Annotated in this window: 23 protein-coding genes and 2 tRNA genes; 12 read left to right on the top strand and 13 right to left on the bottom strand. The window is 59.6% G+C overall.

What is annotated here, in order from left to right; all coding sequences use genetic code 11:
• From FN828_RS13195 to FN828_RS13170, 6 genes are all read right to left on the bottom strand, one after another.
• Positions 1-917: AMP-binding protein (locus tag FN828_RS13195; protein WP_142493942.1), on the bottom strand; the 917-nt coding region annotated here is incomplete at its 3' end.
• A 78-nt stretch (positions 918-995) separates the two neighbouring features.
• A complete protein-coding gene (locus FN828_RS13190) occupies positions 996-1751 on the bottom strand; it encodes an ABC transporter ATP-binding protein (protein WP_142493941.1) in 756 nt (251 codons plus the stop codon).
• A gap of 11 nt (positions 1752-1762) precedes the next feature.
• Positions 1763-2518: an ABC transporter ATP-binding protein gene (locus tag FN828_RS13185; protein ID WP_142493940.1), complete on the bottom strand. Its 756-nt coding sequence runs from the start codon at positions 2516-2518 to the stop codon at positions 1763-1765.
• Positions 2519-2530: 12 nt separating this feature from the next.
• Positions 2531-3730, bottom strand: a complete 1200-nt coding sequence (locus tag FN828_RS13180) for a branched-chain amino acid ABC transporter permease (protein ID WP_142493939.1) — start codon at positions 3728-3730, stop codon at positions 2531-2533.
• A 3-nt stretch (positions 3731-3733) separates the two neighbouring features.
• The gene (locus tag FN828_RS13175; protein ID WP_142493938.1) at positions 3734-4765 is read right to left on the bottom strand and encodes a branched-chain amino acid ABC transporter permease; all 1032 of its coding nucleotides are present in this window, start codon (positions 4763-4765) and stop codon (positions 3734-3736) included.
• Between the two features lie 123 nt (positions 4766-4888).
• A complete protein-coding gene (locus FN828_RS13170; protein ID WP_142493937.1) occupies positions 4889-6235 on the bottom strand; it encodes a substrate-binding protein in 1347 nt (448 codons plus the stop codon).
• Positions 6236-6455: 220 nt separating this feature from the next.
• On the opposite strand from FN828_RS13170, the gene FN828_RS13165 reads away from it, so the two are divergent.
• The 5 genes from FN828_RS13165 (at position 6456) to FN828_RS13145 (ending at position 12477) form a co-directional block, all read left to right on the top strand.
• On the top strand, positions 6456-7769 hold the full coding sequence (locus tag FN828_RS13165; protein WP_142493936.1) for a helix-turn-helix domain-containing protein: 1314 nt from the start codon (positions 6456-6458) through the stop codon (positions 7767-7769).
• Positions 7770-7859: 90 nt separating this feature from the next.
• A complete protein-coding gene (locus tag FN828_RS13160; protein ID WP_142493935.1) occupies positions 7860-8225 on the top strand; it encodes a response regulator transcription factor in 366 nt (121 codons plus the stop codon).
• Positions 8226-8492, top strand: a complete 267-nt coding sequence (locus tag FN828_RS13155) for a hypothetical protein (protein ID WP_142493934.1) — start codon at positions 8226-8228, stop codon at positions 8490-8492. It begins immediately after the preceding gene.
• 1 nt (position 8493) lies between these two features.
• Positions 8494-11178 (top strand): ATP-binding protein, encoded by a 2685-nt coding sequence (locus tag FN828_RS13150; protein WP_142493933.1) that lies wholly within the window; start codon positions 8494-8496, stop codon positions 11176-11178.
• A gap of 87 nt (positions 11179-11265) precedes the next feature.
• Positions 11266-12477 carry a FliM/FliN family flagellar motor C-terminal domain-containing protein gene (locus tag FN828_RS13145; protein ID WP_142493932.1) on the top strand — a complete coding sequence of 404 codons (1212 nt, stop codon included), beginning with the start codon at positions 11266-11268 and terminating at the stop codon, positions 12475-12477.
• 82 nt (positions 12478-12559) lie between these two features.
• Here the strand turns inward: FN828_RS13145 and FN828_RS13140 are convergent, their stop codons facing one another.
• The 4 genes from FN828_RS13140 to FN828_RS13125 all read right to left on the bottom strand — a co-directional run bounded on the left by FN828_RS13140 (position 12560) and on the right by FN828_RS13125 (position 14827).
• Positions 12560-12976 carry a TIGR01244 family sulfur transferase gene (locus FN828_RS13140; protein WP_142493931.1) on the bottom strand — a complete coding sequence of 139 codons (417 nt, stop codon included), beginning with the start codon at positions 12974-12976 and terminating at the stop codon, positions 12560-12562.
• 9 nt (positions 12977-12985) lie between these two features.
• On the bottom strand, positions 12986-13420 hold the full coding sequence (locus FN828_RS13135; RefSeq protein ID WP_142493930.1) for a YeeE/YedE family protein: 435 nt from the start codon (positions 13418-13420) through the stop codon (positions 12986-12988).
• Between the two features lies 1 nt (position 13421).
• Positions 13422-13847 carry a YeeE/YedE family protein gene (locus tag FN828_RS13130; protein ID WP_142493947.1) on the bottom strand — a complete coding sequence of 142 codons (426 nt, stop codon included), beginning with the start codon at positions 13845-13847 and terminating at the stop codon, positions 13422-13424.
• A 116-nt stretch (positions 13848-13963) separates the two neighbouring features.
• Entirely contained in the window at positions 13964-14827 is an 864-nt protein-coding gene (locus FN828_RS13125) for an MBL fold metallo-hydrolase (protein ID WP_142493929.1), read from the bottom strand.
• Positions 14828-14986: 159 nt separating this feature from the next.
• On the opposite strand from FN828_RS13125, the gene FN828_RS13120 reads away from it, so the two are divergent.
• From FN828_RS13120 to FN828_RS13110, 3 genes are all read left to right on the top strand, one after another.
• Complete coding sequence (locus tag FN828_RS13120; protein WP_142493928.1) at positions 14987-15310, top strand: TraR/DksA family transcriptional regulator; 324 nt, start codon at positions 14987-14989, stop codon at positions 15308-15310.
• A 22-nt stretch (positions 15311-15332) separates the two neighbouring features.
• On the top strand, positions 15333-15548 hold the full coding sequence (locus FN828_RS13115) for a hypothetical protein (RefSeq protein ID WP_142493927.1): 216 nt from the start codon (positions 15333-15335) through the stop codon (positions 15546-15548).
• Between the two features lie 127 nt (positions 15549-15675).
• Positions 15676-17745: an enoyl-CoA hydratase-related protein gene (locus tag FN828_RS13110; protein WP_142493926.1), complete on the top strand. Its 2070-nt coding sequence runs from the start codon at positions 15676-15678 to the stop codon at positions 17743-17745.
• A gap of 22 nt (positions 17746-17767) precedes the next feature.
• On the opposite strand, the gene FN828_RS13105 is transcribed toward FN828_RS13110, so the two are convergent.
• Positions 17768-17983, bottom strand: coding sequence for a hypothetical protein (locus tag FN828_RS13105; protein WP_142493925.1), 216 nt, complete (start codon positions 17981-17983; stop codon positions 17768-17770).
• A gap of 156 nt (positions 17984-18139) precedes the next feature.
• Between FN828_RS13105 and FN828_RS13100 the strand changes: the two genes are divergently transcribed.
• Entirely contained in the window at positions 18140-18400 is a 261-nt protein-coding gene (locus FN828_RS13100; protein WP_142493924.1) for a DUF2312 domain-containing protein, read from the top strand.
• A gap of 45 nt (positions 18401-18445) precedes the next feature.
• On the opposite strand, the gene FN828_RS13095 is transcribed toward FN828_RS13100, so the two are convergent.
• Positions 18446-19321 (bottom strand): hypothetical protein, encoded by an 876-nt coding sequence (locus tag FN828_RS13095; protein ID WP_142493923.1) that lies wholly within the window; start codon positions 19319-19321, stop codon positions 18446-18448.
• 105 nt (positions 19322-19426) lie between these two features.
• On the opposite strand from FN828_RS13095, the gene FN828_RS13090 reads away from it, so the two are divergent.
• From FN828_RS13090 to FN828_RS13080, 3 genes are all read left to right on the top strand, one after another.
• Complete coding sequence (locus FN828_RS13090; protein WP_142493922.1) at positions 19427-21082, top strand: ABC transporter permease; 1656 nt, start codon at positions 19427-19429, stop codon at positions 21080-21082.
• A 45-nt stretch (positions 21083-21127) separates the two neighbouring features.
• Positions 21128-21203: transfer RNA gene (locus FN828_RS13085), tRNA-Thr, on the top strand.
• Between the two features lie 311 nt (positions 21204-21514).
• A tRNA-Arg gene (locus tag FN828_RS13080) sits at positions 21515-21588 on the top strand.
• Positions 21589-21593: 5 nt separating this feature from the next.
• Here FN828_RS13080 and FN828_RS13075 read toward each other — a convergent pair.
• The gene (locus tag FN828_RS13075; protein WP_142493921.1) at positions 21594-22193 is read right to left on the bottom strand and encodes a TetR/AcrR family transcriptional regulator; all 600 of its coding nucleotides are present in this window, start codon (positions 22191-22193) and stop codon (positions 21594-21596) included.
• Between the last annotated feature and the right edge of the window lie 96 nt (positions 22194-22289).

Below are 22289 nucleotides of genomic sequence, written 5' to 3'. Positions count from 1 at the left end.
CCCACATCGGCGGTACACCAGTAAATATCGCCCTCGTGATAATCGAACGTGTATTGATGGGTCATCGCCGCATAGACCAGATACCCGCCCGAGCTATGCACAACCCCCTTGGGTTTGCCGGTCGAACCTGACGTATAAAGGATAAACAGCGGGTCTTCGGCATTCATGGGGCGCGCCGGGCAGTCGGGGCTGGCGTGTTCCATCAGGTATTTCACATCGACATCGCGGCCCTGAATCCAGGTCGTCTGATCGCCGGTATGTTTCACCACAAGGCAACGCACCTTGTCCGAGCAATGCAGCAGAGCCGCGTCGGTGTTGGATTTCAGCCCGGTGCGGCGCCCCCCGCGCGGGGCGGTGTCGGCGGTGATCACCACCTTGGCGCCGCTGTCATTGATCCGGTTGGCCAGCGCGTCGGGGCTGAAGCCTGCAAACACGATGGAGTGCACCGCACCGATGCGCGCACAGGCCAGCATCGCATAGGCCGCTTCGGGGATCATCGGCAAGTAAATCACCACCCGGTCGCCACGCATCACGCCCTGGCTGAGCAGGACATTGGCGAAGCGGTTCACCTTTTCCGACAGTTCAGCATAGGTGATGTGCTGCGCCGGAGCGTCGGGATCGTCGGGTTCAAAGATGATCGCAGTCTGATCGCCGCGCGTCGCCAGATGCCGATCAACGCAGTTATAAGCGACGTTCAGAACGCCGTCTTCGTACCATTTGATATCGACCTTGCCATATTCAAACGTGGTGTTTTTCACCTTGGTATAAGGCGTGAACCAATCCAGCCGCTTGCCATGCTCGCCCCAAAACCCCTCCGGGTCAGACACCGACGCCGCATACATCTCCTCATAACGCGCAGCATCAATATGCGCTCCAGACGCAAACGAAGACGGAACTGGGTAAATCGATTCAGACATGGGCTTCCCCCGGTTGTAACTTCAATTAGGTGGCCCGCCCCCAGCAAGCAGCAGGGTGGGGCGGGCCGTTTCTGGCTATCAGATAGCCAGATATTCCTCGCGCAGCTCTTTGTTGGCAAGTACTTCGGCGGCAGAACCGTCATAGACAACGGTGCCGGTGTCCAGAATAACCGCCCGATCCGCCAGTTCCAGCGCCCGCACGGCGTTTTGTTCGACGATCACGGTGGTGATCCCCTGTTCCTTGATCTTGCGCAGGGTGCGTTCGATTTCATCCACGATCACAGGGGCCAGACCTTCGTAGGGTTCGTCCAGCAGCAGCACCTTGATGTCCCGCGCCAGCGCCCGCGCGATGGCCAGCATTTGCTGTTCGCCGCCCGACAAGGTCACACCCTCTTGGGCGCGGCGTTCGCCCAGACGCGGGAACAGTTCATACAGGCGTTCGATGGACCAGCCGATCGGCGGCGCGATCTGCGCCAGTTTCAGGTTTTCCTCGACCGTCAGGCCGGGGATGATGCGGCGATCTTCGGGGACCAGTGCCATGCCCGATTGCGAGGCCTTGTAGCTGTTCATCAGGTGCAGCGGTTGGTGATCCAGCCAGACCTCGCCCTTGTTGATCTGTGGATCGTCCAGCCGGGCAATCGCCCGCAGGGTCGAGGTTTTCCCCGCCCCGTTGCGGCCCAGCAGGGCCAGAATCTCGCCCTCGTGGACGTTGAAGCTGACACCTTGCACGATGTAGCTTTCGCCGTAATAGGCGTGAATATCCCAGACCGACAGATAGGCCGGGGCGGTTTCGGCAAGGTTATGACCCTTGGAAAAATCAGGTTTGACGTTCATGGTGACACTCCTTACGCGGTTTCGCCCAGATAGGCTTCCCGTACTTTAGGATTACCTTTGATGTTTTGCGGGTCGTCTTCGACAAGGGGCGTGCCTTGTGCCAGAACGGTGATCCGGTCGGCCAGCGAAAACACCACATGCATATCGTGTTCGATGATGGCGATGGTGATGTCGCGTTCTTCCTTGATCTGTTTCAGCAGGTCGATCGTGTTGTTGGTATCGGCCCGTGCCATCCCGGCGGTGGGTTCGTCCAGCAGCAGCAGCTTTGGTTCCTGCGCCAGACACATGCCGATTTCCAGCCGCCGTTTATCCCCGCGCGACATGGATGCCGTGTGCATGTCCCGTTTGTCGGCCATGTTCATATCGACCAGCATTTTTTCGGCGGCTTCCACGATGCCCTTTTCGGACATCATGTTTCCCACCGCGTGCATTCGGAATGCCCCGTCGCGTTTTGCGAAGATCGGGATCATCATGTTTTCCATCACCGTCAGATCACCAAAGATTTCAGGAGTTTGGAAAACGCGGCTAATGCCCATCTGGTTGATTTCATGCGGCTGACGCCCCAGCACCGACTGGCCATCGAACATGACCGATCCGGTGTCGGGGATCAGTTTACCCACCAGACAGTTCAGCAAGGTGGATTTGCCTGCGCCGTTGGGGCCGATGATTGCGTGTACGGTGTTTTCGCGCACGCTCAGGTTCACATCGCCCAGTGCCTGCAAGCCGCCGAAGCGTTTGTTCACGCCTTTGACTTCAAGGATACCCATTGTTTGCGCTCCTTATTCCGCAGGTTCGGTTTTGGTTTTGGACGTGTTGGCGGTTTTCTTGCCGCGGAACAGCCGCGCAATCCGTTGGCCACCTTCGACCAGACCACCGGGCAGGAAGATCACCACCAGCATGAACAGGATGCCCAGCGTCAGGTGCCAGCCCTTGCCGATGAAGGGATGCACGATGGTGACGATGAAATCCTCTAGCCCGTCCGGCAGGAAGCTGAACCAGCTATGCAGCACGTTGTCGTTGATCTTCGAGAAGATGTTTTCAAAGTACTTGATGAAGCCAGCGCCCAAAACCGGACCGATCAGCGTGCCAGCCCCGCCAAGGATGGTCATCAGCACCACTTCGCCCGAGGCGGTCCACTGCATCCGTTCGGCGCCTGCCAGCGGGTCCATCGAGGCCATCAGCCCCCCGGCCAGACCGGCATACATGCCCGAGATCACGAAAGCCGCCAGCGTATAGGGGCGCGGGTTCAGGCCGGTATAGCGCATCCGCTGTTGGTTGGATTTCACCGCGCGCAGCATCATCCCAAAGGGGGACCGGAAAATGCGGATCGCCAGATAGAAGGCAAGCAGCATGATCGCGGCACACAGGTAGTAACCTGCGTTGAACTGGAACAGCCATGCGCCAACCTCCATCTGATAGGTGGAACGCATTTCCAGCCCGAACAGTGACGTCACCGGGATCGACCCGTCTGCCGTGGCCGACATGCCCAGAATGCGCGGGTCGTTCAGCGTCAGTTGCAGGCCGGTTTCCCCGTTGGTGATCGGGGTCAGTACCGAATAGGCAAGGTTGAACGACATCTGCGCAAAGGCCAGCGTCAGGATCGAGAAGTAAATCCCCGAGCGGCGCAGGCTGACAAAGCCAATCACAACCGCGAACAGGCCGGATACGATCATCGACAGGATGATGGCGGGGATGACATTCATGCTTAGTAGTTTGAACATCCACACGGCCGAGTAAGAGCCGACCCCCAAAAAGGCCGCGTGACCAAAGGACAGGTAGCCGGTCAGGCCAAACAGGATGTTAAAGCCGATGGCGAAAATCCCGAAGATCACAAAACGCTGCATCAGGTCGGGATAGCCCGCATTGAATTGCGCAAGGGCGGACCCTTCGGGAAAGGGGTTCAGGATGAACGGGGCGCAGAGCGTCAGGATGGCGACGACCAGCAGCAGGGTGGTATCTTTTTTATTCAGGCCCAGCATGGATTAGTCCTCCATCACGCCTTTGCGGCCCATCAGGCCACGGGGACGCGTCAGCAGAATGATGATTGCGACAAGGTAAATGATGATCTGGTCAATGCCGGGGATCAGCGATTTGATCTGGTTCATCGAAGCAAAGCTTTCCAGAACACCCAGCAAGAACCCGGCGGCGACAGCACCGGGCAGGCTGCCCATGCCGCCGACAACCACCACAACAAAGGACAGGACAAGGAAATCCATGCCCATGTGATAGTTCGGTGAATTGATTGGGGCGTACATCACACCCGCCAGCCCGGCCACAGCGGCGGCCAGCCCGAACATGATGGTGAACCGTTTGTCGATATTGATGCCCAGCAGGCCCACGGTTTCGCGGTCGGCCATACCAGCGCGGACAACCATCCCAAAGGTGGTGAATTGCAGGAATGCAAACACGGCCCCGATGATCAGTGCGGCAAAGCCGAAATAGACCAGACGCCAGTAGGGATAGATGATCGTGTTGGGATCAAAGCCCAGAATAACGCCGAAATCGAAGCTGCCCTTGAACACGGCAGGGGCGGGGGTGGGGATCGGGTTTGCGCCGTAGAAATATTTGATGATCTCTTGCAGCACGATGGCCAGACCGAAAGTCACAAGGATCTGATCGGCATGGGGACGCTTGTAGAAGTGCTTGATCAGGCCCCGTTCCATGATGAAGCCGATGCAGATCATGACGGGGATCGAAAACAGGATCGCCAGCGGAACGGACCAGTCGATGATGGCCGCGCCCATATCGGTGCCGAACCAGCTTTCGACATAGGGCATTTTCACCTTCAGCGGATTGCCCAGAAAGTCCTTTTTCGTGGGGTCTACGACCTCGTAGGACAGGTTCAGGATTTTCGACAGGGTGACGGCACAGAAAGAGCCGATCATGAACAGCGCCCCGTGGGCAAAGTTCACCACGCCCAGCGTGCCGAAGATCAGTGTAAGCCCCAGCGCGATCAGCGCATAGGCAGAGCCCTTATCGAGCCCGTTCAGGATTTGCAGGATGATTGCGTCCATTGTCCCCACCTTGGGTTTTTATATGTTGGTGGCCAGCCACGCAGACAGACCGCACTGCTGTGCGGTGTCTGAAAAGGCCGTGTGCGCAAAAGGCGCACACGGCTGATTTTACGGGCGTTTGGATCAGGCGCCGGGGTTGCAGGTGCCCAAAGCGCCGCCTGCGAACATCGGGTGATCGGCTGCATATTCGACCTGACCGCGCGGCGTGATTTCCACGATTTCCAGCAGGTCGAATTCCGAAGTCGGGTTTTCCTTACCGCGCACCACCAGAACATCCTTGAAGCACTGGTGATCTGCTGCGCGATAGGTGGTCGCGCCATTGCCCAGACCGTCGAAGTCGAAGCCTTCCAGCGCTTCGGCAATACCGCAGGGGTTGAAGGTGCCTGCGCGCTGCGCCGCGTCTGCATACAGCAGGGTTTGGCAATAGGTGGTGTGGGCGGCCTGCGACGGCGGGAAGCCGTATTTGGTGCCAAAGGATTTCACGAACGCCTTGGACCCTTCGTCCTGCAAGGACCAGTGCCAGTTGGTCGTGCCCATGATGCCTTTGACGTTTTCGCCCGCGCCGCGTGCCATCAGGCGCGAATACAGCGGCACCACGATTTCAAACTGTTTGCCGTTGACGATCTTTTCACGCAGGCCGAACTGCACCGCGTTGGTCAGCGAGTTGACCATGTTCCCGCCGTAGTGGTTCAGAACCAGCACATCCGCGCCCGAGTTCAGAACCGGCGCGATGTAGGACGAAAAGTCAGTCTGCGCCAGCGGGGTTTTCACGGTATTGACGGTCTGCCAACCCAGCGCCTCGGTTGCGGCAACGATGGATTCTTCCTGTGTCCAGCCCCAGGTGTAGTCTGCGGTCAGGTGATAGGCCTTGCGGTCGGTGCCGTAGGCTTTGGCCAGCACGGGGGCCAGCGCCGCGCCTGACATATAGGCGTTAAAGAAATGGCGGAAGCCGTTTGCTTTTTTGTCCTTGCCGGTGGTGTCGTTCGAGTGGGTCAGGCCCGCCATGAAGATCACGCCAGCTTCCTGACACAGGCCTTGAACCGCGACAGCCACGCCCGAAGACGACCCGCCGGTGATCATGATGGCACCGTCTTTTTCGATCATCGACTTGGCCGAAGCGCGGGCGGCGTCCGATTTGGTTTGGGTGTCGCCGGTGACGAATTCCACCTTCTTGCCCAGAATGCCGTTGCCCTTCAGTTCCTTGGAGCTGAACGTGTTCAGCATACCGCCATCGCCGCCACCGTTCAGGTGTTCAACGGCAAGCTGATAAGCGCGCAGCTCGTCCGCGCCTTCGTCTGCGTAGGGGCCGGTTTGCGGAACGTTAAAGCCCAGCGTGACGGTGCTGCCGGTGGGTTCGTTGGTGTAGGCCGCCGCCGAAGAAGCGGTAAAGATCGTCGGCAGCGCAACGCCTGCACCGGCGACTGCACCGGACTTCAGGACGCCGCGACGAGTCAGATTGGTCTTGGACATGTAATCCTCCCATTTCGTGAAATGCGGGTGCGCGCCTCCTCTTGCGGCACCTGCTGGCACTTATCTGTGCAAATTCATTATCGGGGGGTAAAAGAAAATTTCGCAACAAGCGCCTTTAATGAAACAATTTTTTTGTAAAAAAAATCACAATGCAATAGTATACGTTGTAAATAAGTTATTCGGCACCGCAGAAGGCGATTGTTTTGACTGGAAAAATGAAATGCCGCAGCGCCAGCTAACCGGGTCGCGGATACGCGAACGACGTATGATTGCAGGGTTGCGGCAGGCCGATTTGGCGCGAACCGTGGGGATTTCGGCGTCGTATCTGAACCTGATCGAGCATAATCGCCGCAGAATCGGCGGAAAATTGCTACTTTCGATTGCCCGCGCGTTGAAGGTGGAACCGTCCACGTTGACCGAAGGGGCCGAAGCGGCGCTGATCGCCACCCTGCGCGAGGCACGGGCGGCAGACCCATCCGCCGGTGCAGAACCCGACGCGCTGGAGGATTTCGCGGGCCGTTTTCCGGGCTGGGCGCATCTGCTGGAACGTCGCCACCGCCGGGTTCTGGAACTGGAACGCACGGTTGAAACCCTGTCTGACCGTTTGACCCACGATCCGCATCTGGCCGCAGCCCTGCACGAGATGATTTCGACCATCACGGCCATCCGGTCAACGGCGGGGATTTTGGCGGAAACCCGTGAATTGGAACCCGAATGGCGGGACAGGTTTCACCGCAATATCAACGAAGATTCCGGGCGTCTGGCCCGTAGCGCGACCGCCTTGGTCAGCTATCTGGACAGCGCCGAAGACAACGAAGACGCAGAAAACGGTTCCCCGCAGGAAGAATTGGATACGTTTCTGGGGGACCACGGCTATCACATGGCGGTTCTGGAAACACAGGACAGCGTCGATCTGGATGGGTTGATACAGGATCAGCCAGTGCTGCAATCTGCGGCGGCGCGGGCGATGGCGCGGGCTTATTTGCGCCGCTACGCCAAAGATGCCCGGCGGATGCCGCTGGGGCAAACGGTTGATGCCCTGGCCCAACATGGGCTGAACCTGTCGGCCTTGGCGGCGCATTTTGGCACCGATCTGGCAACGGTGATGCGGCGGCTGTCGGAATTGCCCGAAAGCGTGACAGGCCGCCCGGTGGGGCTGGTGATCTGTGACGCATCGGGCACCATGACCTTTCGCAAGGCGCTGGACGGGTTCACCTTGCCGCGGTTTGGGGCGGCTTGCCCGCTGTGGCCGCTGTTCCGGGCCTTGTCCCGTCCGATGATCCCGGTGACGCAGGTGGTGCAGCAGGCCGGGCGGGGCGGGGGCGTGTTTCGCACCTTTTCCGTCGCGCAGCCCATGCGGGCGGTGCGCTTTGACGAACCGCCCCTGTTCGAGGCCTATATGCTGTTCCTGCCGCTGGAGACCGGGGAAAAGCCCGCCACCCCGGTGGACGAGGTTGGCGTCAGTTGTCGTATCTGCCCGCGCGACGCCTGTCCGGGACGCCGAGAGCCGTCGATTTTGACCGATGGCTTTTAGGCGGGACATCAGATGGGTTTTGACTCAGGGCGGTTGTTTGTCGATAAATGCCAGAAAACATAATGAAACACGCGGAAGGGGGAGCGCAGAATGGGCAAACATGTCCTTGTGATCGAGGATGAGCCGAACATCATCGAAGCCATCAGCTTTATCCTGTCCCGTGATGGGTGGGATGTGGATACCCATTCCAACGGTCATGACGCGGTGCAGGTGGTACAGGCGAAATCCCCCGATCTGGTTATTCTGGACGTGATGTTGCCCGGCAAAAGCGGTTATGACATCCTGACCGAACTGCGGGGCGATGCCGGAACGCGCGACCTGCCGGTGCTGATGCTGACGGCGCGCGGCCAAAGCAAGGATCGGGAACTGGCCGAAAAAATCGGGGCCAGCCGGTTCATGACCAAACCCTTTTCCAACGCCGAGGTGCTGGAGGTCGTCCGGCAATTGGTGCCGTAGATGCGCAAACCCCGTTCGCCCTTGTTTCTGGAACGTCAAAGTTACCGCCAGCGTCGGGTGCGCGATGCGGCGCGGATGATGCCGTTTTTAGGCACGATCCTGTGGGGCGTGCCGATCCTGTGGGCCGGGCCGGGGCCGCATGGCGTTTCGACCTCCAAGGCGATGCTGTATATTTTCGGGGTTTGGCTGGCCCTGTCGCTGGTGTCGCTGGTGATCACGCTTTGGCTGCAACCGGACAGCGACGCCGACCCGTCCGAGGGCGGCTGACATGGGCGCGCTGAACCTGCTGGTCGCGGTCTGTCTGACCTATGTGGCGATGTTGTTCGTGGTGGCCTTTATCGCGGAACGCGCCGCCGCGCGGGGGCGCGGGGGCTGGCTGCGGTCGCCGGTGGTTTATACGCTGTCCCTGTCGATCTATTGCACGGCCTGGACCTTCTATGGTGCGGTTGGTTACGCGGCGCGGTCGGGGCTGGAATATCTGACCATCTATATCGGCCCGACGCTGGTGATGATGGGCTGGTGGTGGGGGCTGCGCAAGCTGGTGCGGATCGGACGGACGCAGCGGATTACTTCGATCGCGGATTTGATTTCATCGCGCTATGGCAAGTCAAATTCGCTGGCGGTGTTCGTGACCGTGGTCGCCGTTATCGGGACGACCCCCTATATTGCATTGCAACTTCAATCTGTTACGTCGTCTTTTTCAAGCTTTGCATTATATGACGAAGGGGCGGCCAATCTGGCGGATAGCAATGCAACGGCGCTTTGGGTTGCGGCGGGGTTGGCGCTGTTTACCGTGTTGTTCGGCACCCGAAATCTGGATGCAAACGAACGCCACCACGGGGTCGTGATCGCCATCGCACTAGAGGCCGTGGTGAAACTGTTCGCGCTGGTGGCCGTTGGGGTGTTCGTGGTCTGGGGGCTGGGCGGCGGCGTGTCGGAAACGCTGGCGCGGATTGATGCCTCGCCCATCGGGCAATGGCAGATGGATAATGGCCGCTGGGCGGCGCTTAGCTTTTTGTCCGCTGCGGCCTTTCTGACCTTGCCGCGCATGTTTCAGGTGTTGGTGGTGGAAAATGACGATGAAAACCACCTGCGCACCGCGTCTTGGGCGTTTCCGGCCTATATGATGGTGATAAGCCTGTTTGTCGTCCCCATCGCTGTTGTGGGGCTGGAACTGATGCCCGCCGGATCGAACCCAGACCAATTCGTGCTGACGGTGCCGCTAAGCCAAGGCCAGTCCGGGCTGGCGATGCTGAGCTTTCTGGGCGGATTTTCATCAGCGACTTCTATGGTGATCGTTGCGGCGATTGCGCTGTCTACGATGGTGTCCAACCATATCGTGATGCCCATCTGGCTAAACGTCACCGGCGGCGGCGCGATGATTTCCGGCGATGTGCGCCATGTGGTGTTGCTGGCGCGGCGCCTGTCCATCGCGGGCGTTCTGGCGCTGGGGTATTTGTATTACCGCTTTTCGGGCGGGGGGGCGGCGCTGGCGGCGATCGGTTTGATTTCCTTTGCCGGGGTGGCGCAATTCCTGCCGCCCCTGATGGGGGGGATTTTCTGGCGCGGGGCCACGCGGATCGGCGCGTTGCTGGGGCTGTTCGTGGGGTTTGTGATCTGGGTCTATTCGCTTTTGCTGCCCAGCTTTGGCCCCAGCCTGTTCATGTCGCCTGCGTTGCTGGCCGATGGCCCGATGGGCATTGGCTGGCTGCGCCCGCAGGCATTGTTCGGGATTGGCGGGATGGACCCGCTGGTGCATTCGGTGATGTGGTCCTTGTTGCTGAACACGGTGGTGTTTGTTCTGGCCTCTTTGCTGACCTTCCCGCAGCCGGTGGAACGGTTGCAGGGGGCGCAATTCGTCAACGTGTTTCAGCATTCCGGCAATCCACAAGGATGGTCAGGCGGGATTGCCCAGTCCGAAGATCTGATGATCATGGCGCAGCGTATCCTTGGGGCGGCACAGGCGCAGGCCTTTTTCCAACGCGAAGCTGGGGCGCAGGGTTTGGTGGGGTATTTGCCTGAACCGACGCCGGATTTCCTGCAACGGCTGGAGCGCGAAATGTCTGGCTCGGTCGGGGCGGCTACGGCGCACGCGATGGTGGGGCAGATCATGGGGCGGGCGACGGTCTCGGTCGAGGATTTGTTGGCCGTGGCCGATGAAACCGCGCAGATGATGGAATATTCCAGCCAGCTAGAGGCGAAATCGGCGGAGCTGACCCGGACGGCGCGGCAATTGCGAACGGCCAACGAAAAGCTGACCCAGCTATCGGTGCAAAAGGATGCTTTCCTGTCGCAGATCAGCCATGAATTGCGCACGCCCATGACCTCGATCCGGGCGTTTTCGGAAATTCTGCGCGATGCCGACGGTCTGACTGAAGCGGAACTGACGAAATACGCCGGAATCATCCATTCCGAAGCAATCCGCCTGACCCGGCTTCTGGATGATTTGCTGGACCTGTCGGTTCTGGAAAACGGTCAGGTCAATCTGAACATTCAACGTGGCCTGTTGGGCGATGTGCTGGATCAGGCCGTGGATGCAAGCGGCGTGCAAAGCACTGAACTAAAGGTCGTGCGCAAGGGCGCGCTGGAAGTCGCCACAATCGAAACCGATCTGGACCGGCTGGCACAGGTTTTCATTAACCTGATTGCCAATGCGCAGAAATATTGTGATGCGGATCAGCCGGAACTGAGTATCCGTACCCTGTTGCGCGATGGCTATCTGGTGGTGGATTTCGTCGATAACGGGTCGGGTATCCCGCAAGATGCCCAAGCCCTGATTTTTGAAAAATTCAGCCGTATCAGCGATCATAAAAAAGCGGGCGGTGCGGGGCTGGGGCTGGCGATCTGCCGCGAGGTCATGGCCCGTTTGGGCGGTGCGATCACCTATCTGCCGGGGCAGGGCGGCGCGGCGTTCCGGGTCAGCCTGCCGATAAAGCGGACAATGGATGTGTAATAATCGGATTTTGGTAAGCCTCTGGTAACTTTGCAGGGGGTACGGTTGGGCAAAGGCCGCAGGACGCGGCGCTGATTTGCCGGTAACATGACGATTAAGAACACAATTTTGCAGCGGAAAGCCGATGCCGCACGGGAAGACCGCGAAGCGCGGGTGATGTCCCCCCGCCGTGCCTTGCGCCGGGCATTGGCGCGGGTGGCGGAACTGGGGCTGTCCCTGCCGCTGAGCGTCACCGGGGCCGAGGAAATGGAGGTCGACCGCGATTCCCTGTTGGGCCGGATTGAAGACGGCGGGCTGATGGTCACGCTGGAACGTGACGCAGGCCCGCCCGGTCTGGTGGTTCTGGACCTGCAATTGCTGACCGCCCTGATCGAGGTGCAAACGCTGGGACAGGTTTTTGCCCGCACCGCACAGGCGCGGGCCGTCACCCGCACAGATGCCGCAGTGGCCATGCCGTTGATTGATGGAATGCTATCCGGGTTCGATACCTTGCTGAACGGCGATGATCGGGCCGCAGCATTGACTGGATTTCATTTTGGCCAATGGGCGCGGGATCGGCGAATCTTGGCGGCGCAGTTACCGGATGGGGGCTATAGCCTGTTCCGGTTGTCGGTGGTGATTGGAACCGGCGACCGTATCGGGGCGGTAACATTGGCCCTACCATGCCCCGTGGCGGTCTCATCGCCCCCGCAGCACCAGACCCGGCCCGGTTCCGTCCGAGAGGAAGTGATGGAGGCGCCAGCGCGGTTGGAGACAATCCTGCATCGGTTGGAAATGACATTGGATCAGATTGCAGGATTGTCCGCCGGTGATGTCCTGACGGTTCCGTTGCGGGCGCTGTCCGAAGTCAGATTACATACGGGGGACCGGCAGATTGTCGCCTCGGGGGTATTGGGACAGTTGGGCGGTCATCGGGCCGTGCGGTTAACCGGGTTTGGTCAACCAAGAATTTCGGGGGCAGCGGGACAATCCGTGGCAACGGTGCCACGGGGGGATCGTATGGGGGAATTGGATCTGGCCGATGCGGGGCTGGTGGCCGCCCCCAAGCCGCGCCAGTCTAATCAGGGTGCTCAGCCTGCGAAAGCTGTCCCCAGTCCACAGGTGGCCGCAGAACTGCCCCCGCGCGCGCCCGTCCGCGAAGACCCTACGGGAACAGAGGCTTTGCTAAGCGAATTGGGGCTGTCGGATTTGGAAACCTCGGCGCCCGGTTTGCCCGCGCCGCTTCAGGTATCCGATCGGGAAACGGGATCGTTCATGGATGATATACCAAAGCGCAGCGCGGCAAGAGGTGACGGGTAGGGCGGCATGAAACGTAACACGGCCCGAAGCAGCGGAGAGCTGTCGGGCCGTATATCTGTCTTGGATCGGGTCGCCAGAAGCGTCAGCCCTGTTCCAGACGCGGGCGCAGGCCAGACAGGTCATACCCTGCGCGCTGCGTGGTTTCCAAAATCTGATCCACGGGCATTTGGCCGGTTTGTGACAATGCCCAGACAACGCTGCATCGCGTCCCCGAGGCACAATAGGCCAGAACGGGACCGTCCGAAGCATCGACCGCCGCCATTTGTACGGCAATGTTTTCGGGGGTCATGGTTTGATGGGTCAGCGGCAGCACGAAAAAGTCCAGCCCGGCCTGTTGCGCGGCCACTTCCATGACCGTGGCGTGATGGCTGGGCGGGTTTTCTTCGTCCGGGCGATTGCAGATCACCTTGGTGAACCCGGCCGCCTTGATGGCGGCCAGATCTTCGGGGTTGATCTGGGGGCTGACGGAATAGCGGGGGGTGATTTGTCGGATTTGCATGAATCCGCTTTATTCCGCCGGTACGGTTCTGTCCAGCGTCACGCGCAGATAGGGCGCGATCATCATGCCCGCAATCATGGCTGCAACGAAAACCCAATGCCCTACACCGCCATAGCTGAGCGATGCAATCGACGGCCCCGGACACAGACCAGCCAAGCCCCAGCCAAAGCCGAACAGGGTGGACCCGATCACAAGATCACGGCCAATTTCGGGTTTCGGTGGCGTGGGGAAATCCCCGCCGACCAGCGGTTTGCGCCCCGGTACGAAACGCCATGCGATTGCCATCGGGATGATGGCCCCGCCCATGACAAAGGCCAGCGTGGGGTCCCAGTTGCCGAACACATCCAGCCAGCCCTGCACCTTGGTGGTGTCGGTCATGCCGGAAATAAACAGGCCCGCCCCAAACAGGCCGCCTGCGATGAATGCGAAAATCAGTCTTTGCATGTCACACCAGCCCCAGAAGATGACGGAAGATGATGACGGCGACGCCGCCAGCCAGAATGTAGAACACGGTTGCGACGATCCCGCGCAATGAAAAGCGCGAAATCCCGCAGACCCCATGCCCCGAGGTGCAGCCGTTGGCAAAACGCGTTCCGATGCCAACCAGCAGCCCCGCCGCAATGATCACGGCCCAGTTGCTTGTGATATGCGTGTCAACGGCGCGATACAGCGGATACAGTGGGATGGGCAGCAGGAACACGCCCAGCAGAAAGGCCGCGCGCTCTTTCCATGTGGACCAGCCGGACCGATCCACCAAGCCGCCCAAAATGCCGCTGGCGCCCATGATGCGGCCATTCGCCAGCAGATAAACAGCGCCGCCGGTGCCGATCAGCAATCCACCGATCAGCCCCCATATCCAATCGACCGGGATCGAGTTCATCATCGCGTTTCCTTTCCCTGTAGGATGATTTTAGTGTTGTGCAGATAGAAAAGGCCCCGTTCCCCTGTTCGCGCGGGGATCGGGGCCTGATGTTCAGCGGTGCCGGATCACAGCTTGTTCACCGGAATCTTCAGGAAGACATCGCCCTTTTCGTCGGGTTCGGGCATCTGGCCCGCGCGCATGTTCACCTGAAGCGACGGAATGATCAGCTTGGGCATGGCCAGCGTTGCATCGCGTTCCGTCCGCATCTTGATAAAGGTGTCTTTGTCCTTGTCGCTGGCGACATGGATATTGCGGGCTTTTTGGTCGCCAACGGTGGTTTCCCATGCGTATTCGTCGCGGCCCGGTGCCTTGTAATCGTGGCCCACGAAAATGCGGGTTTCATCCGGCAGCGCCAGAATTTTCTGGATCGAGGCATACAGCGTTTCCGCCGATCCGCCGGGGAAATCGCAGCGTGCGGTTCCGAAATCGGGCATGAACAGCGTATCGCCAACGAATGCCGCGTCGCCAATCACATAGGTCAGACAGGCAGGCGTATGGCCGGGGGTATGCAGCACGTCCCCGCGCAATTGCCCGATATGGAAGCTGTCGCCTTCCTGAAACAACTGGTCGAACTGGCTGCCGTCGCGCTGGAATTCGGTGCCTTCGTTAAACACCTTGCCAAAGGTGTCCTGCACGATCTTGATCCGGTCGCCGATCCCGATTTTGCCACCAACATGATCCTGAATATACGGCGCGGCAGACAGGTGGTCAGCGTGAACGTGGCTTTCCAGCAGCCATTCCACGGTCAGGTTGTTGTCTTTGACATATTGGATGACGGCATCGGCCGATTTCGTATCGGTGCGGCCCGACGAATAGTCGAAATCCAGCACGGAATCGATAACAGCACAGGACGAACCAGCAGGGTCTTTCACCACATAGGAAATCGTATTCGTTGCGTCATCGAAAAAGGCGGTTACTTCTGGCTTCATGGAATGGGTCCTCCGTTTCGCTTAACATATATACTTTTGTGCATATGTGGCAAGGGTGCAGTATCACAAGATGCACAGATTGCCGCAGAAGGGTTGATATGGGTCAATGCCGTGCGCCGTTTTGCGTGACAATCTTTGCCGGACTCAGGAGGAACCGCGATGAAAGATGTGTCTGAATACAAGGCGATGCTGCTGAAACGTCTGTCAGAACTGGATACCCGTTTGCACGGGATCGAGGCAGAACTGGACGCTCCGCATTCTAAGGATTGGGAAGAGCTGGCCGTAGAGCGCGAAGGCGAAGAGGTGCTGGAAACACTGGGGCAGGCCGGACAGGAAGAAATTCGCGGTATTCAGGCCGCTTTGCAGCGGATTCGCGATGGTGAATATGGCTATTGCGTCAAATGCGGCGATGCCATTGCCGAAGAGCGGTTGGCGGTGCTTCCCGCCGCCCCGCTGTGTACCGCCTGCGCCAGTGGTGCCTAATCGTAGAAAAGGAGCAAACGACATGGTCGAGAAGACTTTTCTGGAACTGATCGACAAGCTGGAGCGCGACATCGCGCAAGCCCCCGAAAGCGCCCGCCATGAGATGCAGGCGGAACTGCATCGCACGGTCGATAAAATGCGGCAGGCTGGTTTGAACATCCCGGCGCGGCTGGCCGATTTGGATATTCAGGCGGTCGAAGACGAGATCGAGGATCGGTTCGACAACCTGCCGCTGTAAACGGGGGGCGACGACGAAAAAATCTTGCTCCCTTGGGGGCTTGCAAAACGGTGGGCGCATTTTGCACAGTAATCCCATAAGGAACTGGTGCGAGAGCGCCTATTATTTATGACGGAAGGGCCAGCCCGTGAGCCTGAAACTCTCTCAAGAGCGGATCGGAGATATTGCGGTATTGCGTTTGACCAATCCGCCCCGAAATTTTCTGGGGCCGATTGTGCGGGCGGAATTGGCGGCACTTCTGGAGGAGCTGGAGCGCGATACCGCAGTGCGCGGTATCATGCTGACCGGATCGGGCGGGTTGTTTTCTGCCGGGTATAATGTGGCCAGCCCCGAAATGCGGGATGGTGCGCCATCGCTGGCGGATTTGTGCGACAGGATCGACGGGTTCCCAAAGCCCGTGGTCGCCACATTGTTCGGGGCGGTGACGGGCGCGGGGCTGGAGTTGGCCTTGGCTGCCCATGCCCGGCTGGCGTTAAAGGACACCCGGATCGGGTTGCCTGAAATTTCGGTTGGATTGATTCCTTCGGCGGGGGGTACGCAACGCTTGCCGCGTCTGATCGGGGCAGATCGGGCGCTGGCGGTGATGTTGTCGGGGCAGGTGGTTCCGGTGTCGCATCCCCGTTTGGCCGGGCTGGTGGATGAATTGCACGGCGACGGCGTGGAAAAGGCTGGGCTGGCGTATCTGCATCGTCTGATCAAGGGGCAGCTACCGTTGCGCCGCAGTTCGCAGGTTCCCGATGGTTTCGCCGATCCGGTGGCTTATCAGACCTCGGTTCGGGATTGTCGCGCCGCGCTGGGAGAGACGGCACCGCTGCCCGAGCGGCTATTGGTCGATTGTGTCGAACGGGCGTTGTTATTGCCGTTTTCTGCGGGGCAGGCGTTCGAGGAAACCGCGTTTCAGGATTGCGTGGCATCGGATTACGCGCGGGGGCTGTTGCATGTACAACTGGCCCGGCGACGCGCCCCAAACATGCCCGAAGCCATTTCTGCCAAACCGCAAGAGGTGACGCATCTGGGCGTGATCGGCGGCGGTGCCGCAGCCGCCGCAATGGTTCAGGGTGCATTAGAGGGCGGTTTGACCGTCACGTGGTATGAACGCACCCCCGAAGCTGCGGAGGCGGCCCGCACGCGTCTGGTGGCCCTGCTGAGGACTGCGAATGTGCAAGCTACGGGCCAACCCGCGCAATTGGCGCATCTGAACCAAACAACAGAACTGCGCGATCTGGCCGAAACCGATCTGGTGATCGAAGCGGTGGCGGATAATCTGCAAACCAAGGTGCAGGTGTTCAGTGCTTTGGAAACGGTGCTTCCGGCTTCGGTGATGATGGTGTGCCACACGCAGACTTTGCCGATTGATCCGATTGCCCGCGCATCGGGGCGGGAACGGCAGGTGGTGGGGCTGTATTGCCCGCCCGCCACCCCGCAAACCCGGCTGGCGGAATTGATCCCCGGCCCGCACAGCGCCCCGACAACTGTGGTGACGGTGGCTGATGTTTTGATGCGAATGGGGGTGCTTCCGGTGCGTTGCGGCAGTGGGGGCGGCACGATCGGAATGCGCCTGCTGTGCGCCCTGCGCGATGCGGCGCTGTTCGTTGCGGATCAGGGGGTTTCCCCGGCCTATGTAGATCATGCGCTTGTCAGGATGGGAATGGGCAGCCCGGTCTTTGCAACGATGGACGGGCAGGGGTTGGAACTGGTGCAAAAGCGCGCGGCCCAATTGCATGATCACGCCCGTTTCGCATTACATCATCTGGAACGGGTCAAGGCACTTTTGGCACAGGGGCGGACGGGGCGCACCGCGGGGCAGGGATTTTTGACATGGCAGGACGGGGCGGTACACGCTGACAGCGCCACAACGGCCCCGCTTTCGGCGGAAACTATTGCCCATCTGTGTCTGGGAGCCTTGATCAATGAAGGCGCGAAATTGCTACGCGAAGATGTGGCGCTGCGCCCGTCGGATATTGATCTGGTTGCGATCCGCCATTTGGGCTTTCCGGCATGGCAGGGTGGGCCGATGCATATGGCGGACCGGGTGGGGCTGTTTAATGTGATCCGCGCGATGAAACCCTATGAAAGCACCGCCCCGCATCTGTTTGCCCCTGATCCGGGAATTGCGCGGCTGGTCCTGAATGGGGAAGGGTTCGATGTGCTGAACGCCATCGGGCGTGGCCGTCGCAAGATTGACGATCCCGTATGACGGTGGGGTGGCGGTGTGGGGCTTAGCCCAGAAACACGCCCAGAATCACCATCATCAGGCCGATGACGGATAAAAACAGCGCGCCCAGATTGATTGGCACCACGCGCTTTACCGCATCGCGCAGGTCATCATCGCTCAGCCCGGCGCGTTTGGCCTTGGCCACCCGGAAAATGCACCAGACAAGGCCCAGCAGTCCGATGACCGAAATCGTAGCGCCGCCCCAGATCAAAATTTCCATGCCCATTCCTCCGGGTGTTCGTTCCGCGCGTCCGCTATCAGGAACTTCACCCGTGCGCAACGTGGCGCATTTTCGCAGCCGGTCTTTCTGATGCACTTGCGGTATGGCGGCGGGACGGGTAGGAAATTGCGCAAAACACACCCCGGAGGCCAAGGCATGAACGACGATATCATCGAAGCGAACTACCGTGTAACCGCGGACGAGCTGCGCCAGTTTATCGAGCGGTTCGAGCGTCTGGAAATGGAAAAGAAAGACATCGCCGAGCAGCAAAAAGAGGTCATGGCCGAAGCCAAAGGGCGTGGGTATGACACCAAGGTCATGCGCAAAATAATTGCCCTGCGTAAGCGCGACCAAAACGATATTGCCGAGGAAGAGGCCGTTCTGGAGCTGTACAAAGAAGCCCTGGGCATGAGCTGACGGCATCAACCCGGCACCATAACAGGGCCGGGTTGTGCAACAGGTCTACGGTTGCAGCAGACGCAGGCCCGGCAGGGTGGCAATACGGGCCACATCCTGTTCGTAAGCCGCGCTTAGGTAATCAATGGTTTCGCCGGTCCAGCCCGGAACGTCGATTTCTTCTTCTATGGCCTCGGGGCGGGCGAATTTGTCCAAAAAGGCAGAGATCACCCGCCGTTTCTGTTCATCCGACATGACCGGGTGGCTTTTCAGATAGGTGCGGAACCTTTGCATCCCGTCCTGTGTCATGATTTCCGTCAGCAGATCGAAACCGCCGGTGATTTTTTCCCCGGCGGGCAGCCCCATGAGATCGCGCAGGATTTCCGCCCAGATCAGCGGCGTGTCTTCGTTGCACCAGACCGTGATCGGCAAATCGGGCAGGGCGGTCCGAATGCGCATCAGCAATTCCGACCAATGCAACTGCAAGGGATCGGACCCGCCCAGAAAGTCCTGAAACGACATTTTGGGGCAAAGGGCGTGCAGCGCTGGCAGGAACGTGGCCGGGTTGCGCAGCCCCAGATACAGTTCGACCGAATCGCCATCGAATAGGTCGCACAGCTTTTGCAGCTTGGTTTCGGCCCCCGGATAAAACAGCCCCCCGGTGACTGCGATTTTCGGCACACCGAAGAAATGTTCGTTCGATAGGATCAACCGTGCGGGATGATCGCTTTCGATGATTGCGTCCAGAATCAAATCGCGTGCATCGGGGGCCAGTGGCCCTTCGTCCATTGCGGCCAATGTGTCACGGATCAGCGACCGATACCGCGACGGCCCCGGCACCGCGGCGTTGCGGCCAGACAAAAGCCCGCTATTCTTTAACAGGCACTTTACCACACGGTCTTCGTCAGTGGCATGGGCACCGGCATGGAGGATGATCTTCATCTGTTTACTACTGCTTTTTGCCTCTGGGTCGGTCCTATCCGACAAGCTGGGGCAATAATAAGGTCTTTTCTGGACAGTTAAACCGTATTCGGGCAAGGAACCCGCATGACTGATATCCCCCAACCCCTTTCCAAAGCGCCGCGCGTCCGTCCCGCAAGCCTGTGGTCTGTTGGCGCTGCGCTGATTGCCACCGTGGTCATGGCCCCCATTCTGGCGGTGATCTGGATTGCCTTTAATCCGACAGATAATATCTGGCCGCATCTGATTTCGACCACCTTGCCGCGCTATCTGGGAACGACTGCGGTTCTGATGGGCGCGGTTGGGATCTTGGCGGGGATGGTCGGGACCGGGGCCGCGTGGATCATCGCGCGTTACCGTTTTCCCCTGTCCGGTTGGCTGGAATGGCTGTTGCTGCTGCCCTTGGCGATTCCGGCCTATGTCGGGGCCTATGCGCTGGTCGATCTGATGGAATATGCCGGGCCGGTGCAAACTGCGCTGCGGTCTGTGTTCGGGTGGCAATCGGCGCGGGAGTACTGGTTCCCGGAAATCCGGTCATTGGGGGCGGCGGTGATCGTGTTGGCTGCGGCGCTTTACCCCTATGTTTACCTGCTGGCCCGCGCGGCGTTTCGTGAACAATCCGGCGCAACCGAGGAAGTCGCGATGTCACTGGGGGCCGGTGCGTTTGAACGGTTCCGCCGCGTTGGCCTGCCGTTGGCCCGCCCCGCAATTGCGGCAGGCATGGCTGTGGTGATGATGGAAACCGTCAACGATTTCGGGACCGTGGATTATTTCGCGGTGCAAACCCTGACCACCGGCATTTTCAGCGTCTGGCTGGAAAGCAACAATGCGGGCGGCGCGGCACAGATCGCCTGTGTCGTGCTGGTCATGGTGATCCTGCTGGTGACGCTGGAAAAAGCCAGCCGCCGCAAAAGCCGGTTTTTCAACCTGTCCAACCGGCACCGCGCCAATGATCGCGTTTGGTTACAGGGCGGGGCTGGCTGGCTGGCGTTGGTGGCCTGTTTCATTCCCTTTTTCATGGGATTCTTGCTGCCCGCCGGGGTGATCCTGTCCCATGCGTTGCAAAACGCGGAACGCTGGGCCGATCCCGGTTTGCTTCAGTCATTGATGAATACGCTGATGGTGGGGGGAATCGCGGCTTTCGTGACCGTGCTGGCGGGGGTTTTCATGGTGTATGGCGTGCGCCTGTCCGGTCGCCCCTTGCCGCGTTTGCTGCTGCCGCTGACCACCATTGGATATGCGGCGCCGGGGGCTGTGCTGGGGGTGGGGATACTGATCCCGCTGGCGGCATTGGATAATGGTCTGGCGGATATGGTCGAGGCCGTCACAGGTGTGGATATCGGGCTGATTCTGACCGGCTCGGCCTTTGCGTTGATCCTGGCCTATGCGGTGCGGTTTTTTGCCATCGCCCAAGGGGCGGCGGACGCGGCGATGGGGCGTGTATCGCCCAGCTTGCCGATGGCGGCCCGGTCTTTGGGGCGGTCGCGCGGGCAAGTGCTGCGGCAGGTCTATTTCCCGCTGATCCGTGGCTCTGTCGGGTCTGCTTTGCTGTTGGTTTTTGTGGATTGCGTCAAGGAGTTACCGGCCACGCTGCTGCTGCGTCCGTTCAATTTCAACACACTGGCCACGCGGGTTCACGATCAGGCCAGCCTTGAAAATCTGGGCGATGCCGCACCGGCGGCGGTGCTGGTGATTATGGTCGGACTGGCCGCCGTCGGCCTTTTGGCACGCGCCAGTCGCTAAACCCCCTTGCAGTGGCGGTCAGCATACCGTATCCACCGCCCGAGTGCCCCTATAGCTCAGCTGGTAGAGCAACTGATTTGTAATCAGTAGGTCCGCGGTTCGAGTCCGTGTGGGGGCACCATAACTACATGAAAATAAAAGATAAAATCTGGCTTCAGTTAGTGGGTCGTCCGAGCGTCCGAGCGCGTCCGATTCGGACGCTGTTTTCTACAGTTTTGGCCGCTTTTGACTGGCCGCCGTTGTTGCCGTTTCTTGTCGCAATTTGGCGGTGTCGGGTTGGGCTGTGGGGTATCGGGGTTTGCGGAAGTGGAGTGCGTCAGTTAGGGGGCAAGACTGCCATCGCGGTTCTTTCCTGCGCTGAAACCTTGGCATAATCCAGTTTTGACCGATTGTGTGCGCTTCACCAATCGTCTAAACCAGCCGCACGCCGCAGACCCCTTAGCTCAACTGGATAGAGCAGCTGACTTCTAATCAGCAGGTTGAGGGTTCGAGTCCTTCAGGGGTCGCGGCGTCAGTCAACGGATGTCATGCAGGACAGTTGCACATCCAGCAGGCGGGTGCCTTCGGTCACAAGGTCAAAGGTGCGGACGCCAAGGCTCCAGCGGATCGCCAATCCCTGAATAAGCGAGGTTAGAAAGACAGCCGCATCTTCGGGAGGCATATTCTCGGCTATTTCCCCGGCTTGCGCCATGTCTTTCAGCGTGTCGATCAGATGGGTTTGAAAACGCATCAACAGCCCCTGAACCGCGTTGCGCAGGGCAGGGTTATCCACATTCAGTTCCCGTGAATGCAGGATAGACGGCAGCGCCGGGCAGGCCGCGATTTGGCTGAACTGCGCGATGACCAGGGCGCGCAGACGTTCGCGCGGGGGCAGGGTGTCACCAAGGACCGCATCCCAGCTTTGGGTCAGCCGGTCTGTCAGCGTGTCGCCAACCGCGGCCCACAGATCGGCCTTGGTTGGGAAATGGCGAAAGATGGCGGCCTGTGTCAGCCCCACCTGTTGCGCGACATCATTGGTGGTCAGCCGATCCGGGCCGATCCGGTCGGCCAGAACCAACACGGCGGCAACAATTTCGGATTTCCGGTCAGCGGCGGGTTTGCGGGCTTTCATAATTCTCTCTTGTAAGTAAGTACTCACTAACATAATTTCCGACATCATCCAAGTCGAATCGTCATAGGCTTGGATTTTACCGCTTGAAGGAGAATG

Origin of the sequence: Thalassovita litoralis, from assembly GCF_900182725.1 — a bacterium.
Lineage (GTDB): Bacteria > Pseudomonadota > Alphaproteobacteria > Rhodobacterales > Rhodobacteraceae > Thalassobius > Thalassobius litoralis.
This window is presented reverse-complemented; position numbering and strand designations above follow the sequence as displayed.

Coding starts and splice junctions, on each gene's coding strand:
- FN828_RS13135 (WP_142493930.1), bottom strand. CDS start 13,420: ATGCAAAGACTGATTTTCGCATTCATCGCAGGCGGCCTGTTTGGGGCG.
- FN828_RS13140 (WP_142493931.1), bottom strand. CDS start 12,976: ATGCAAATCCGACAAATCACCCCCCGCTATTCCGTCAGCCCCCAGATC.
- FN828_RS13155 (WP_142493934.1), top strand. CDS start 8,226: ATGCGCAAACCCCGTTCGCCCTTGTTTCTGGAACGTCAAAGTTACCGC.
- FN828_RS13185 (WP_142493940.1), bottom strand. CDS start 2,518: ATGGGTATCCTTGAAGTCAAAGGCGTGAACAAACGCTTCGGCGGCTTG.
- FN828_RS13165 (WP_142493936.1), top strand. CDS start 6,456: ATGCCGCAGCGCCAGCTAACCGGGTCGCGGATACGCGAACGACGTATG.
- FN828_RS13190 (WP_142493941.1), bottom strand. CDS start 1,751: ATGAACGTCAAACCTGATTTTTCCAAGGGTCATAACCTTGCCGAAACC.
- FN828_RS13095 (WP_142493923.1), bottom strand. CDS start 19,321: ATGAAGATCATCCTCCATGCCGGTGCCCATGCCACTGACGAAGACCGT.
- FN828_RS13180 (WP_142493939.1), bottom strand. CDS start 3,730: ATGCTGGGCCTGAATAAAAAAGATACCACCCTGCTGCTGGTCGTCGCC.
- FN828_RS13160 (WP_142493935.1), top strand. CDS start 7,860: ATGGGCAAACATGTCCTTGTGATCGAGGATGAGCCGAACATCATCGAA.
- FN828_RS13145 (WP_142493932.1), top strand. CDS start 11,266: ATGACGATTAAGAACACAATTTTGCAGCGGAAAGCCGATGCCGCACGG.
- FN828_RS13175 (WP_142493938.1), bottom strand. CDS start 4,765: ATGGACGCAATCATCCTGCAAATCCTGAACGGGCTCGATAAGGGCTCT.
- FN828_RS13090 (WP_142493922.1), top strand. CDS start 19,427: ATGACTGATATCCCCCAACCCCTTTCCAAAGCGCCGCGCGTCCGTCCC.
- FN828_RS13075 (WP_142493921.1), bottom strand. CDS start 22,193: ATGAAAGCCCGCAAACCCGCCGCTGACCGGAAATCCGAAATTGTTGCC.
- FN828_RS13105 (WP_142493925.1), bottom strand. CDS start 17,983: ATGGAAATTTTGATCTGGGGCGGCGCTACGATTTCGGTCATCGGACTG.
- FN828_RS13100 (WP_142493924.1), top strand. CDS start 18,140: ATGAACGACGATATCATCGAAGCGAACTACCGTGTAACCGCGGACGAG.
- FN828_RS13120 (WP_142493928.1), top strand. CDS start 14,987: ATGAAAGATGTGTCTGAATACAAGGCGATGCTGCTGAAACGTCTGTCA.
- FN828_RS13115 (WP_142493927.1), top strand. CDS start 15,333: ATGGTCGAGAAGACTTTTCTGGAACTGATCGACAAGCTGGAGCGCGAC.
- FN828_RS13125 (WP_142493929.1), bottom strand. CDS start 14,827: ATGAAGCCAGAAGTAACCGCCTTTTTCGATGACGCAACGAATACGATT.
- FN828_RS13170 (WP_142493937.1), bottom strand. CDS start 6,235: ATGTCCAAGACCAATCTGACTCGTCGCGGCGTCCTGAAGTCCGGTGCA.
- FN828_RS13150 (WP_142493933.1), top strand. CDS start 8,494: ATGGGCGCGCTGAACCTGCTGGTCGCGGTCTGTCTGACCTATGTGGCG.